Genomic DNA, 15,106 nt, shown 5'->3' with positions numbered 1-15,106 from the left:
ATATGAAAAAAAGAATTAAAACTTTTATATCTTTAACAGTAATGCCATTTATATTGCATTTAATTGTAAGATTTATTTATCTTACAAATAAAAAAGTATTCCATCATGCAAAGATTAATCCCAAAGAGCCTATTATTGTGGCTTTTTGGCATGGTGAATTACTAATGCAACCTTTTAATTATCAAAAACTTAGACCAAATAGTCTAATTAAAGCTATTATTAGTCAGCACAAAGATGGAGAAGCCATTACTAGAACAGTTGAATATTTAGGTATTGGTTCTATTAGAGGTTCTTCTTCAAAAGGTGGGGCTAAAGCTTTAATTAGTACAATTAAAGAGTTAAAAGCAAAAAATGATATAGCTATAACTCCTGATGGTCCAAGAGGACCTAGATTTTCTGTTGCTGATGGAATAGTTGCAATTGCTAATAAAGCAAATGCAAGGATTGTTATTTTCAATTGTAAACCATCAAAATATTGGCAAATGAAATCTTGGGATAAATTTATTGTTCCAAAACCTTTTGGAACTTTAGAGTTTTTTATTCAAGAGCCACTTGATATTAGTGGTTTAGAAAATGAAGAAGCAAAAGCTTTAATAAAAGAAAAAATGCTGATAAATGCTGTAATCTAGGAAAATATGATTATGTTTAATAAACACTCTTTATATATTAATGCTATTAAAAACACAAACTCTTTAAAACTAGATTTTAAGAAGTTAGAAAATAATGAAATTGTAGAATCATCTCAATCCGTGTTTTTATCAAAAGAGGAAATCTTACCTAGAGATGCAGTTCATAAAATAAATGCTTTTCAAAAAGAAATAGATAAAACATATGTTTCAACTTTATTAATAAGTGATGACACAAAGCTTGTAAAAAGAAATTTATCTAAACGATTAAAAGATTATTCCACTACAAATTTAAATAATGAATATGATGTTGCAATTTTAAAAAATAAACTTTTTGAAACAAGACACTATTTTGAAGCTACGGGTATTGATTATGTTTATTCAATATTTCATATTTTAAACTTATTTATTGAAAAAAATCCATATAGAAATTCATTAATAGCACTATTTTTTAATAATAAAGCATATATTGTAATTTTAAATACAAAAGGTGAAATTGTTTTTGCTAAGGTTGAAGAGTTTACTACTTTTGAAAATGTAAAAAATAGTAAATTTTATGATAATGATGTATTAGGGCAAAAACTTTTTGATGAAATTCACTATTTTGAAGTTATTGATACAATAAATGGTATTATTAATGAATTTTATGAAAATACAAATGATATTTTCATAGAGGAAATAAGACTATTATATACGGTTAAACAACTAAGTGAAAAGCAAATAGAACAGTTAAAAGATGAGATGATGATGGAAGTATTTTATCATCCAATTTCAATTGAAGAAGAGCTTTTTGAATTAGTAAAAGATAAACATCAGCATAAAAGTTTTATTGTAGCAAGAAAGAAAAAAAGTAAAAATACTTCTAAGATTATCTTAACTATCTTATCTATTATTATTGTAGGATTAGTAGGGTATTTAACAATACCTTTAAATGAAATAATAAAAGAAAATAAAAAAGAGTTAGAGAAAAAAGAACAAGTAATTATCAAGCAATTTAAACTACCAAATCACATAGAAAAGAATTTAATAGTTAAAAAAAGAGTAGAGGAATTATTTAATTCTATACCATATGATGTTGTTTTAAAAGAAATAGAAATTACAAAAGAAGGCTCTAAATTAGTAGCCGACTTTTTAAATAATGATACTTTTATAAAAACAATGCAACCAGAACTTTTAAAATATTATGAAAGTTCAACTATTGAATTTTTAAATAGTAAAAAAGTTGTATATGAGGGAGTTATTACAAATAGTGGTGCAAAACCTGTAACTTCTTCTATGAAAATATATGAAGAGACATATATAACTGATGAATTTATACCTATTATTAGAGTAACAGAACAGTTAAAAACACTATTTCCACAAGATGCAAAGATTAATTTTAAATCTAGTTTTAAATCAGATGTAGTTACTTTTAATTATATTGTAAATTTTGTAGTAGATACTCCAACAAGACTTTTTGATGTGGTTAAAATGCTAAATAATGAACTATATTCAATTCATATTTCTTATCCTATTTCAATAGTAAAAACAGAAGCTGGAATAGAATTAGAATTTATTTTACAATTTCATCAACCAAAGTAAAAATTTAAGCTATTTTTAGTAGGTAATAGGGCAAAGCCCTAATATTACCAAACTTTTAATTCATTATAAACTGAGTCTCTTTCTACAGGAGTAAATCCAGAGTTTTTAATTAAATCTACAAACTGTTGTACTTGAACTCCATGGGCACTTTGAGCACCAGCAGCACTTTGAATTGACTCTTTTTCAATAGTTCCATCTAAGTCATTTGCTCCAAATTCTTGAGCAATTAAAGCAAGTTTTACTGTTGAAGTTGCCCAATATGCTTTAATATTAGAAATATTATCAAGCAAGATTCTAGCAATTGCATATGTTTTTAAAATTTCTTGACCAGTTAGTGGTTCTTTTACTTTTAAGTAGTTATTTTTTGTTTGAAAAACTAATGGAATAAAAGCATTAAATCCACCTGTTTCATCTTGTAAATTTCTTAATCTTAACATATGATCAATTCTATGTTCTCTAGTTTCAATATGTCCAAAAAGCATTGTAGCATTACTATGTTTACCATGATTATGCCAAAGTTTATGAATATTAAGCCATTGCTCTGAGCTTACTTTTCCACCACAGATTCTTTTTCTTACTTTTTCATCAAAAATTTCTGCTCCACCACCAGGCATAGAATCAACACCATGTTCTAACATTTTACTTATAATATCTTCATATGTTAAATTATATTCTGTTGCTAAAAAATGAATTTCAGCAGCAGTTAAAGCCTTTATATGAATTGAGGGAAACTTTTCTTTTATGATTTTAAATACATCTAAATACCATTGTAAACCAGTGTGTGGATTGTGTGCTGATACGATATGTACTTCTTTTATCCCATTTTTAGAAGAGTTTCCAACTGCTTCTAAAATTTGTTCATGTGTCATTGTATATTGATTGGGATTTTTTCTACTTGCACTATAAGCACAGAACTGACATACATCTTTACAGATATTTGTTGGATTAATGTGTCTATTTATATTGAAGTATGTTTTTTTCCCATGCTTCTCTTCTCTAATTTGATTTGCAATCATTCCTAGTTCAAAAAGATCTAGGTCATAAAGTTTTACTGCATCATCAAAATTTAATCTTTCTTTATTTTCTAATTTTTTTAAAATATCCATTTATTTACCTATTTACAATCAAAATCTTCAAAGTATTTGTTTGATTTATCTTTGTGTAAAAATCCAATACATTCTTGATTTGTTTTATTATTGAAAAATAGAACTTTATAAACAGTTCCTTTTCTTTTTGTATCTTTATCTTCTACACTAAGTTTATTAATTACTTTTACACTGCTAATTTGAGTATATCCTAAAGAGTTTAATATCCCTTTTATTTTTAACTCTTTTAAGTATGTAATTACTAAGAATGACATAATAGCAAGAAGAGTTAAAATCAAGATTATAATTTTACTTTTTTTAGGTATTTTTCTAATTTCATTTTCCATTTACACACTCTTCTAAAGATATAAATCTCTCTTTTTGCTGGTCATAACATTCAATTGAACCATCTTCTAGTTTATAATACCAACCATGGATTTTTAAACTACCATTTTCAACTCTTCTTTTTACATCAGGATATGTTAATAAGTTCTTTAGCTGGTAAGTTACAGATATTTTTTCAGTAAGACTATAAAGTTTTTCTTTATCTTCTGGGTCTTTTATTAAACTTAAAGTTTTAGCTTTAGCTTCTGCACCTAACTCTAACCATTTTACAATATGAACAACTTTTTCTTTTTCTAGTGGGATTTCTTTATATAGACTTTGACAAGCTCCACAATGTGAATGTCCACATACAATAATATGTTTTACTTCTAAAACTGATACAGCATATTCAATTGCTGCTGCACTTCCATGGTAATCTTCATCACATTTAAATGGAGGTACAAAGTTACCAACATTTCTTAAAATAAACATATCTCCTGGATTTACATCAAGCATAATATCTGGAGTAACTCTACTATCTGAACATCCTATAAATAGTACATCAGGTTTTTGTCCCTCTTTAACTAATTTTTGAATATCATTTTTTAAAGAGGGAAATTTTTGTTCTCTAAATCTTTTATTACCTTTTATTAACTCTTTCATTAATTTCCTTCACTTAAAATTATTTTGCTTTCTTTTTGTGTAAGAACAATAATTTTTTTTACATTGTCTTCATCATCCCTTCTTGCCTCTTTTGTTTGTACAATATAATCTAATTTATTACAAGAGACTAAAGTAGTGAATTTTGATAATTTCACAATTTCACAATTTTTTGGATTTATAATATTATCATTGGCGTATGTAATTAGTGTGATAAAACTAAGTAAAATTATCTTTTTCATAGATTTTCCTTTAAATAGTTACAGACATATCTTAAATCATCTTCATTTATATCTATTTTTGCAATAAGTCTAATTATTGCACTTTTAACTGTAGGTTGTCTAATTGCTCCAACTAAATAACCTTTCTTTTTTAACTCCTCTTGAATAAGTTTTACTTTTTTATTATCTTTTATATCAATAGGTATAATTAAACTTTTTGAATCAATATCTAAAATCTCTTTTACTATATTTAGATTTTTTTGGATTTTACTTTTAATTTCTTCTTTATGAGTAATTATTTTCTTTAAAGATTGTAAGGCTAAACTTATATCAAAAAGTGAGGGGGCTGTTGTGTAGATGATGGCTTTTGCTCTATTTTGAAGATATTCTATAATATGAGAACTTGCTAGAATATAGGCTCCATAACTTCCATAAGCCTTTCCTAAAGTCCCCATTTTTATATGATTTGACTTTGGTTTTATCTTATAATAATCAAAAATACCAAGTAAATTATCACCTAAAACTCCACTTGAGTGGGCTTCATCAACTATTAATAAAGCATTTTTTTCATCGGCAAATTCAAATATCTCTTTTGGGGCTAAATCCCCTTGCATAGAGTAAACGCCTTCTATGGCAATTATATTTCTATTTGAACTTTTATATTTTTCAAATTTTTCTTTTAAATCTTTATAATCATTGTGATTAAATATAATTACTTGATTTGCTTCAAGTAATTTTGTAGCAAGAATACCACTTGCATGGTAGTCTTCATCTATAAAAAGTTTATCTTTTTTTCTAACTAATGCCTCTATCATTGAGATATTCCCTAAGAATCCAGAACCTACAGTTATCGCTGCTTCAAAGTGATTTTTTTCACATAATAAATCTTCAAACTCTTTATGAATTAAATTGTAGCCATTTACAAGTTGTGAAGCTTTTGGTGCAGTGTAGTTTTCTTTTAGAACTCTTTTATAAGCATTTTCAAAAAGTTTTTTATCTTGAGTAAAACCTAAGTAGTCATTTGAAGCTAAATCGATTAAATTTTCATTAAAAATCTCTCGAGTTCTATATCTATTTGATTTTTTTATGGAATTTAGTTCTTTAGAGTACAAAATTTCTCCTATAAGTTTAGTTATTATATATCAAAATTTCTAAAAATTTGTTAAATTTTTTTAACTGCTACTATTATGCTATTGTATATAGTTATAATTTTTTTGTACTAATTTTTAAGTACTCCTCCTCATATAAAAGTAGTTAGACCTTCTAGCTACTTTTATTCTAAAGCAAAATCTAAAAAGACTATAATAATATTGTTAAAAAATAAACATTTGGTCATTTTTTATACATTTATATAAAAAAATAATTATTTGTATGACACTTTGTCTAAAAAACAACAACTTTAAAGAATAAATAAGTAATAATTATAAAAAAGAGAGTCAAAAAAAGGGAAAATAATGAAAAATGTAGCTATAAAAACCAAAATATTACTTATTGGTTTAAGTTCACTAATTTTACTTGGAGTAATCCTTGCAATAATTTCTGTAAAGTATTCAAAAGATGTGTTAATGCAGGAAAGCTTTGATAGACTTCAAACAGTAAAAGATATAAAAGCGCATCAACTTGAAGTATTTTTTCAAGAGAGAATTGCTGATATTAAAGTCTTGGCAAAAAGTGAGAATATTAAAAATATAATAAATGATTTAACTGAAACACATAATGAATTAAGTGTCAAAAGTACAGATAATTTTCCTGTTACAAATGAGATGGTAAAAGATGAGACAAAGCCTCATGAAGATTTCTTTCAAAGTTATATGAATGATTATGGGTATTATGATATTTTTGTAATTTGTGCTCAGCATGGACATGTAATGTATAGTGCAGCAAAAGAGTCAGATTATGGAGCAAATTTATCAAATGGTTCTTTAAAAGATTCTGCCCTTGCTGATGCTTGGAAAAAAGCAAAAGAGTTAAAAAGACCAGTATATGTTGATATGGAACCTTATGCCCCAAGTAACGGCGCACCTGCAATGTTCTTAGCAACTCCTGTATATATTGATGGAGAAATTAAATCAGTATTAGTTTTTCAAATTTCTGATAAATCTATAAATGATATAATGAAGTTTAGAGAAGGTTTTGGAGAGAGTGAAGAAACATACTTAGTAGGGGCTGATAACCTTATGAGAAGTGATAGCTTTTTAGACCCTAAAAATCATACATTAATAGCTTCTTTTTCAAACCCTGATAAAGGTTCAGTAGATACAGAAGCAACAAAAGAAGCACTAGAAGGAAAAAGTGGCGCGAAAATTATAATTGACTATAACAATAATCCTGTATTATCAGTTTATTCACCTGTAAAAATTGGAGAAGATTTTAAGTGGGCAATAATGGCTGAAATTGATGAAGCTGAAGTTTTACTTACTCCAAATGAGATAAGAAATGTAATCGCACTTGCTTCAATTTTACTTATTATATTAATAGGTATTGCTTTATTTACTTTTGTAAACTCAATGGTAGTAAAACCATTAAATGTATTTCAAAATGGGTTATTATCATTTTTTAAATATTTAAATAAAGAGACAGAAGATACACAAGAGTTAATAGTAGATAGAAAAGATGAAATAGGATTAATGTCAAGTATCGTAAATGAGAATATAAATAAGATAAAAAAAGGGTTAGAAGAAGAGAAGAAATTAATAGATAATGCAAGTGAAATAATAAATACAGTAAATACAGGAGTATTAACAGATAGAATTTTACTAAACTCAAATAATCAAGGATTAAATCAATTAAAAGATTTAATAAATAGTATGCTTGAGAAATTAGAAGGGAATATCCAAAATATTTTAAAAGTATTAAATGAGTATGCAAATTATAACTATTTAAATAGTGTAGAAAAAGGCAATACAAAAGGAGAGATAGGAGAACTAAGTGATGGCATAAATAAATTAGGAGATGCTATAACAAAAATGTTAGTTCAAAATAAGCAAAATGGATTAACATTAAAAGATGGTTCAACAGAGTTATTAGTAAATGTAAATACATTAAGTACAAGTGCAAATGAAGCAGCGGCATCTTTAGAAGAGACAGCAGCAGCCTTAGAAGAGATAACAAGTACAGTAATAAATAATTCAAATAATGTACAAAAGATGAGTGAAAATGCAAAAGAACTTACAAGTTCAGTAACAAGAGGTCAAGATTTAGCATTAAATACAACAAAATCAATGGAAGATATAAATACACAAGTAGAAGCCATAAATGAGGCAATAACAGTAATTGACCAAATAGCATTTCAAACAAATATTCTATCACTTAATGCAGCAGTAGAAGCAGCAACTGCTGGTGAAGCTGGAAAAGGGTTTGCAGTTGTTGCACAAGAGGTGCGAAACTTAGCAAGTAGAAGTGCAGAAGCAGCAAATGAGATAAAACACATAGTTGAACAAGCTACATTAAAAGCAAATGAAGGTAAGCAAGTTGCAACTCAAATGATAGAAGGTTATAAAGCACTAAATGACAATATTAGTAATACCTTAGAACTTATAACAGAAGTTAGTGCAGCTTCAAAAGAACAACAAAGTGGAATTGAGCAGATTAATGATGCAGTTACATTATTAGACCAACAAACACAAAAAAATGCCTCTATTGCTAATCAAACTCAAGAAATAGCAAATGAAACAAATTTACTTGCTGATGGTATAGTAAAAGATGCTAATGCAAAAGAATTTAATGGTAAAAATAATGTACAATCTTCTAAAAAAGGCAAATCTAAAGATGAATTTGGTTATGAAAAAGTACAAAGAACTGTAAAAAAAGTAGAGCCTACTTTTGAGCATAAGCCAATTAAAACACATAAAGAAGAAAAAGTCTTTGCTTCTAAATCTAGTAGTGATGATGAGTGGGAGAGTTTTTAAACTCTTTCACTTAATTCTTAGTTAAAAATTCTAAAAATTATTTATAGTCATTTTTTATTATTTTTACTAAAAAAATGAAAAATTTGGCAATTTCTTTTCTTTTTCATAAAAAAAATATGAAATTATTTTTTAAAAATACATCAAATATCAATTAAATAATCTTTTATTAAAAGTAACTACAAAATAACTACAAAATGAATATTTAAAATAAATTACATAATTAGATTATATTTCCAATAAAAAATATTATTTATAAATAATTAAATATATAATTTTATTTTTAGTTTTATTAATATAATATTACATTAAGATAATTTAATCACTATTTTAATTATTTAATATAGATAATTAATTTAGCATATAAAAGGAAAGCAAATGAAAAATCTAACAATAAAAGCAAAAATCTTGGTTATTACCTTATGTTCTCTTATACTATTAGGAGTTATATTAGCAACTATTGCAGTAACAGAATCAACAAAAGTTTTAGAAAAGGAGAGTTATGATAGGTTAAAAACTATAACTTTAATAAAACAACATCAACTTGAAACATTTTTTCAAGAAACAACTGAAGATGTTAAAATTTTAAGTAATAACTTAAGTATAAAATCTTTTGTTAAGGAATTATTAGAAATAAAATCAAGTTTAAGCCTTAATAATACAGATAACTTTCCTGTGCATAATTCAAATGTAAAAAAAGTTATAAATGAATATGATGACTTTTTTATAAATTATATAAAAGAATCAGGATATAAAGACTTATTAATTATAAGTGCAGAAAATGCAAGAGTTCTTTATTCTACTAAAAAATATTCTGATTATGGAACAAATTTGTTAAATAATGAATTAAGAGACTCAGGTCTTGCAAGAGTATTTAAAAAAGTAGTTGATACAAAACATCCAATTATTGAAGATATGAGTCTTTATCTTCCAACAAAAAATTCTCCAGAAATGTTTATAGGAACACCAGTATATTTAAAAGATAAATTAGAAGCAGTTTTGGTTTTTAGATTTGATGAAGTAGCTATAAATGAAATAATGAATTTTAGAGAAGGTTTTGGAGCTAGTGAAGAGACACTTGTAATTGGATCTGATTATTTAATGAGAAATGATAGTGTATTATTTCCTGATCTATATAGTATAAAAAAATCATTACAAAATCCACAAAAAAATAAAATTGAAACAGAATTTGTAAAAGCTGCTTTATCTGGAAAGAGTGGTGAAGGAGAAGTTACTGCTTATTCTGGGCAAACTGTATTTGAATATTATGCTCCTATAAAAGTGGGAAAAGATTTAAAGTGGGCAATTATTTCAAAAATAGATAAAAAAGAAGTTCTTATAACACCAAATAGAATAAGAAATATTATTGCTATTGCTTCAGTATCTCTTATAGTTATTATAGGAATTATTATATATTTTTTTATAAATATAATGGTAGTAAAACCATTAAATGTATTTCAAAATGGGTTATTATCATTTTTTAAATATTTAAATAAAGAGACAGAAGATACACAAGAGTTAATAGTAGATAGAAAAGATGAAATAGGATTAATGTCAAGTATCGTAAATGAGAATATAAATAAGATAAAAAAAGGGTTAGAAGAAGAGAAGAAATTAATAGATAATGCAAGTGAAATAATAAATACAGTAAATACAGGAGTATTAACAGATAGAATTTTACTAAACTCAAATAATCAAGGATTAAATCAATTAAAAGATTTAATAAATAGTATGCTTGAGAAATTAGAAGGGAATATCCAAAATATTTTAAAAGTATTAAATGAGTATGCAAATTATAACTATTTAAATAGTGTAGAAAAAGGCAATACAAAAGGAGAGATAGGAGAACTAAGTGATGGCATAAATAAATTAGGAGATGCTATAACAAAAATGTTAGTTCAAAATAAGCAAAATGGATTAACATTAAAAGATGGTTCAACAGAGTTATTAGTAAATGTAAATACATTAAGTACAAGTGCAAATGAAGCAGCGGCATCTTTAGAAGAGACAGCAGCAGCCTTAGAAGAGATAACAAGTACAGTAATAAATAATTCAAATAATGTACAAAAGATGAGTGAAAATGCAAAAGAACTTACAAGTTCAGTAACAAGAGGTCAAGATTTAGCATTAAATACAACAAAATCAATGGAAGATATAAATACACAAGTAGAAGCCATAAATGAGGCAATAACAGTAATTGACCAAATAGCATTTCAAACAAATATTTTATCACTTAATGCAGCAGTAGAAGCAGCAAGTGCTGGTGAAGCTGGAAAAGGGTTTGCAGTTGTTGCACAAGAGGTGCGAAACTTAGCAAGTAAAAGTGCAGAAGCAGCAAATGAGATAAAACACATAGTTGAACAAGCTACATTAAAAGCAAATGAAGGTAAGCAAGTTGCAACTCAAATGATAGAAGGTTATAAAGCACTAAATGATAATATTAGTGGTACAATAACTCTTATTACAGAGGTAAACTCTGCTTCAAGAGAACAACAAAGTGGAATTGAGCAGATTAATGATGCAGTTGCATTATTAGATCAACAAACACAAAAAAATGCCTCTATTGCTACAAAAACTCAAGAAATAGCAAATAAAACAAATGTACTTGCTGATAGTATTGTAGAAGATGCAGATAAAAAAGAATTTATTGGTAAAAATAGTATTACTATACCTAAATCAAAAGCTAAAAGTGAAGTTATAATAGAAAATAATAATTCTAAAAATACTTTTACTGATAATAGCAAAAATAGCGATTGGGAGAGTTTTTAAACTCTTCTAAAAAATAGTAACCAAAAATAACTTGTGCTATTTTAGTGCTACTTATTTTGGTTACTATATCTTATGAAACTTTTAAAAATACTTTTAGATAAAAATCATAATTTTTCTATTTTATTAGCTGGTATAATAGCTTTGATTATTGGTGTTGGAGTTGCAAGATTTGTTTTTACTTCGCTTCTTCCTTTAATGCTTGAAGATTATTTGACTATTACTTTTGCAGGAGTTTTAGCTTCAGTTAATTTTGCAGGTTATTTAAGTGGTTCAATACTTGCTGTATTTATAAAAAATATAAATACAAAAGTAATACTTTTTAGAATAGGCTTAATACTTTCTATTTTAACTACTTTAGTTTTAGCAACTACCACAAATGATACTTTATGGCTAATTTCTAGAATTATAGCTGGTTTTGGTGCAGCTATGGTTTTAGTAGTTGGCTCAGCTTTAGTGATGACTAAATTAAACTTTGAAGATAAAACAAAAGCAATGGGAATACATTTTTCAGGAATAGGATTTTCTATTGCTATTACAGATATAATAAGTAAAATTTCACTTAATTATGGAAATACTTGGCAAGATACTTGGTTTATCTTAGTTTTTTTTGCAATAGTTTTTAGTTTATATCCAGTATATATTTTATCTTTTGATAAAAAAATAAAAACAACAAATACATATTATAAATTTGATACATCTTTATTTACTCCTTTTGTTTTAATTTTAATTGTTGCATATTTTACTGAAGGTATAGGTTTTGTAGTTCAAGGAACTTTTTTACCTGATATTATAAACTCTTTAAAAGGTTTAGAAGGTTTTGGAGGATTAACTTGGCTAGTTGTTGGAATATCTGGAATCTTCTCATGTATAATTTGGATGAGATTAGCTCATAAATATGGTAGTGTCAATATTATTATAGTTGCAATGATTATACAGTTAATTGGAATTTTAATTCCAACTATTAGTTCTAATATATATTTAAATTTAATTTCTGGAGTTTTATATGGAGGAACTTTTGTAGGATTAGTTGCTCTTTTTATGAATTTGGGAGGGAAACTTTCAAAGGGAAATCCTGTGGTTTTAATGGGTGCTTTAACTACTTCATATGGAATAGGCCAAGTTATAGCTCCTTTGTACTCTGTTGTTTTAATAGAGCATTTTGGAAACTATAATTATGCTTTATATTTAACTGCCTTTATGGTATTTATAGGTATTTTACTACTTTTTATAGCTAAAAAATGTTTTTTAAATTAAGTTAGAATTTATTTTTATAGTTTATTATTTTTTAGTACTTTCGTGTTACTTCTTTTGGTTAAGATTTTAAAATATAATTGAAAGGAGTAAATTATGAAAAGTGATTTTACAATTAAAACAAAAATAACATTAATCTCAATTTTTTCATTGGTAATTTTAGGTATTTGTATTATATTTTTATCTATTAGTAAATCAACAGATGCACTTTTACAAGCAGAATATAATAAATTAACAACATTAAATGTTACAAAAAATGAGGAAATTAGACACTATTTTGAGTCTTTGGAATCTTTACTTATATCACTTTCAAACTCTAAAATAACACAAGATGCTTTTTTAGGTTTTGAAGAGGGATTTTATAAATTAGAAGAAGAAGTTAATATAGATATTAATATGGTTGAAAAAAACTTAAAAGGAGATTTTCAATCAAACTATATAAATTCTGTAAATTATTCTGTTCCAAATAGTGAACAAAGAAAAGAGATAAAAGAGTATATCCCCACACTAAATAGTGCAAAAATTGCCCAATATATTTTTATTAGCAATAATAAAGAAAAACTTGGCGAAAAGAATAATCTAATATATGATGAAAAATTTTCTTCAACTTATATGGATAATCATAAAGCTTATCATCCTACTTTTGATAAATTTTTAAAAGAGTTTTCTTTATATGATATTTTTATGGTGGATTTAAAAGGAAATTTAATCTATACAGATTTTAAAGAAAAAGATTTTGCTACAAATTTAAAAGAGGGAGTATATTCAAATACTGGATTAGGTAAAGTTTATAAAAAAGCTTTATCTTTAAATAATGAAGAGTTAGCTTTTGAAGATTTTATGCCATATGAACCAAGTTATAATTCAAGTGCTTCATTTATAGCAACACCTATTTATATAAACAATGAAAAAAAAGGTGTTTTAATCTTTCAAATGCCTGTTAATAAAATCAACAAAATAATGGGACTTGATGGAAAATTTGAAGAATCAGGTTTGGGAAAGAGTGGAGAAGTATATCTTGTAGGGCAAGATTATAAAATGAGAAATAACTCTAGGTTTATAAAAGATATAGAGAATAAAGTTGTGCAAGAGTTAAACTCAACTATTGGTGTTTGGAAAATAGAATCTGATGCTACAAAAAAAGCCTTAAAAGAGTTTACTAAAGATGAAATAGGAAAAGAGATAATTATTGATTATAGGGGGATAGAAGTTTTAAGTGTATTTAGTAAAATAAATATATTTAATACAACTTCGTGGGCAATTGTTTCTGAAATTGATAAGCAAGAGGCCTTTACTCCAGCATATAATTTAAGAAACTTAATTAGCCTAATCTCTTTAGCTATTATAATAGTAGTAGTTTTTGTAATTTTATTTTTTATAAATAAAATTATAGTATCTCCTTTAAAATCTTTTCAAGAGGGATTACTTGCTTTTTTTAAATACTTAAATAAACAAAGTGATGAAGTTAAAAGCTTAGAGATTAAATCAAATGATGAAATTGGAATAATGTCAAGTGTAGTAAATGATAATATTAATATTATAAAAATAGCAATTGAAAAAGAAAAAGCTTTAATTGAAGATGCAAGTAAGGTTATTAGTATTGTAAATTCTGGAGATTTAAAAAGTAGAATAACTTTAAACTCAGATAATAAAGGTTTAAATGAGTTAAAAGAGTTAATTAATCAAATGCTTAATAATTTAGAAGGTAATATTGGCTCTATTTTAGAAGTTTTAAATGAGTATTCAAATTATAACTATTTAAATAGCGTAGATAAGAAAAATCTAAAAGGGGAGATTGAAGAGCTTATTGATGGAATTAATATTTTAGGTGATTCTATTACTTCTATGTTAATTGAAAATCAAGAAACTGGACTAATTTTACAAAAAGGTTCAAAAAATCTTTTAAATAATGTGGAAGTTTTAAATACAAGTGCAAATGAAGCAGCGGCATCTTTAGAAGAGACAGCAGCAGCTTTAGAAGAGATAACAAGTACAGTAATAAATAACTCAAATAATGTACAAAAGATGAGTGAAAATGCAAAAGAACTTACAAGTTCAGTAACAAGAGGTCAAGAGTTAGCATTAAATACAACAAAATCAATGGAAGATATAAATGCACAAGTAGAAGCCATAAATGAGGCAATAACAGTAATTGACCAAATAGCATTTCAAACAAATATTCTATCACTTAATGCAGCAGTAGAAGCAGCAACTGCTGGTGAAGCAGGGCGAGGTTTTGCAGTTGTTGCACAAGAGGTGCGAAATTTAGCAAGTAGAAGTGCAGAAGCAGCAAATAAAATAAAACACATAGTTGAACAAGCTACATTAAAAGCAAATGAAGGTAAAAAAATAGCAGCATTGATGATTGAGGGATATACTTCTTTAAATGAAAATATTAATGGAGCAATAGAACTTATAACAGAAGTTAGTGCAGCTTCAAAAGAACAACAAAGTGGAATTGAGCAGATTAATGATGCAGTTACATTATTAGACCAACAAACACAAAAAAATGCATCAATTGCTAATCAAACTCAAGATGTATCTTTACAGACAAATAAAATAGCTTTAAAAATAGTAGAAGATGCTAATACAAAAGAGTTTAAAGGGAAAAAATAAAGTATAAAGAATTTTCTTTATACTTTTGGTTAAACAACTTAAGATATAATTTAACATATTATTTCAAA

General features: G+C 26.1%; 11 protein-coding genes. 6 read left to right on the top strand and 5 right to left on the bottom strand.

The features are described 5' to 3' along the window. Nucleotides 1-2: 2 nt before the first annotated feature. Nucleotides 3-629, top strand: a complete 627-nt coding sequence (locus tag AMYT_RS12140; protein WP_114842787.1) for a lysophospholipid acyltransferase family protein — start codon at nt 3-5, stop codon at nt 627-629. A 12-nt stretch (nt 630-641) separates the two neighbouring features. Then, nucleotides 642-2,207, top strand: coding sequence for a hypothetical protein (locus tag AMYT_RS12135; protein WP_129085788.1), 1,566 nt, complete (start codon nt 642-644; stop codon nt 2,205-2,207). A gap of 44 nt (nt 2,208-2,251) precedes the next feature. Here AMYT_RS12135 and mqnE read toward each other — a convergent pair whose 3' ends face one another. Genes mqnE through AMYT_RS12110 form a run of 5 tightly spaced genes read right to left on the bottom strand, consistent with a single transcriptional unit; the run spans nt 2,252 to nt 5,609 of the window. Further along, nucleotides 2,252-3,313 carry an aminofutalosine synthase MqnE gene (gene mqnE, locus AMYT_RS12130; RefSeq protein ID WP_114842785.1) on the bottom strand — a complete coding sequence of 354 codons (1,062 nt, stop codon included), beginning with the start codon at nt 3,311-3,313 and terminating at the stop codon, nt 2,252-2,254. Between the two features lie 8 nt (nt 3,314-3,321). After that, on the bottom strand, nt 3,322-3,639 hold the full coding sequence (locus tag AMYT_RS12125) for a hypothetical protein (protein ID WP_114842784.1): 318 nt from the start codon (nt 3,637-3,639) through the stop codon (nt 3,322-3,324). Beyond that, a complete protein-coding gene (locus AMYT_RS12120; RefSeq protein ID WP_114842783.1) occupies nt 3,629-4,279 on the bottom strand; it encodes a carbonic anhydrase in 651 nt (216 codons plus the stop codon). The genes AMYT_RS12125 and AMYT_RS12120 overlap by 11 nt, the downstream gene beginning before the upstream one ends. Next, nucleotides 4,279-4,518 carry a hypothetical protein gene (locus AMYT_RS12115; RefSeq protein ID WP_114842782.1) on the bottom strand — a complete coding sequence of 80 codons (240 nt, stop codon included), beginning with the start codon at nt 4,516-4,518 and terminating at the stop codon, nt 4,279-4,281. Before AMYT_RS12115 ends, AMYT_RS12120 begins: the two co-directional genes overlap by 1 nt. After that, complete coding sequence (locus AMYT_RS12110; protein ID WP_114842781.1) at nt 4,515-5,609, bottom strand: aminotransferase class I/II-fold pyridoxal phosphate-dependent enzyme; 1,095 nt, start codon at nt 5,607-5,609, stop codon at nt 4,515-4,517. The genes AMYT_RS12115 and AMYT_RS12110 overlap by 4 nt, the downstream gene beginning before the upstream one ends. A gap of 342 nt (nt 5,610-5,951) precedes the next feature. Here AMYT_RS12110 and AMYT_RS12105 point away from each other — a divergent pair, with 342 nt between their 5' ends. The 4 genes from AMYT_RS12105 (at nt 5,952) to AMYT_RS12090 (ending at nt 15,038) form a co-directional block, all read left to right on the top strand. Continuing rightward, nucleotides 5,952-8,405 carry a methyl-accepting chemotaxis protein gene (locus AMYT_RS12105; protein ID WP_114842780.1) on the top strand — a complete coding sequence of 818 codons (2,454 nt, stop codon included), beginning with the start codon at nt 5,952-5,954 and terminating at the stop codon, nt 8,403-8,405. 375 nt (nt 8,406-8,780) lie between these two features. Next, complete coding sequence (locus AMYT_RS12100; RefSeq protein ID WP_114842779.1) at nt 8,781-11,171, top strand: methyl-accepting chemotaxis protein; 2,391 nt, start codon at nt 8,781-8,783, stop codon at nt 11,169-11,171. 72 nt (nt 11,172-11,243) lie between these two features. Further along, on the top strand, nt 11,244-12,425 hold the full coding sequence (locus tag AMYT_RS12095; RefSeq protein ID WP_114842778.1) for a YbfB/YjiJ family MFS transporter: 1,182 nt from the start codon (nt 11,244-11,246) through the stop codon (nt 12,423-12,425). A 93-nt stretch (nt 12,426-12,518) separates the two neighbouring features. Beyond that, nucleotides 12,519-15,038, top strand: a complete 2,520-nt coding sequence (locus AMYT_RS12090) for a methyl-accepting chemotaxis protein (RefSeq protein WP_114842777.1) — start codon at nt 12,519-12,521, stop codon at nt 15,036-15,038. The last annotated feature ends 68 nt before the right edge of the window (nt 15,039-15,106 follow it).

Origin of the sequence: Malaciobacter mytili LMG 24559 (genome assembly GCF_003346775.1) — a bacterium.
Taxonomy (GTDB): Bacteria; Campylobacterota; Campylobacteria; order Campylobacterales; family Arcobacteraceae; genus Malaciobacter; species Malaciobacter mytili.
The sequence above is the reverse complement of the archived record's forward strand: the minus strand, read 5'-3'. Positions and strand labels throughout refer to the sequence as shown.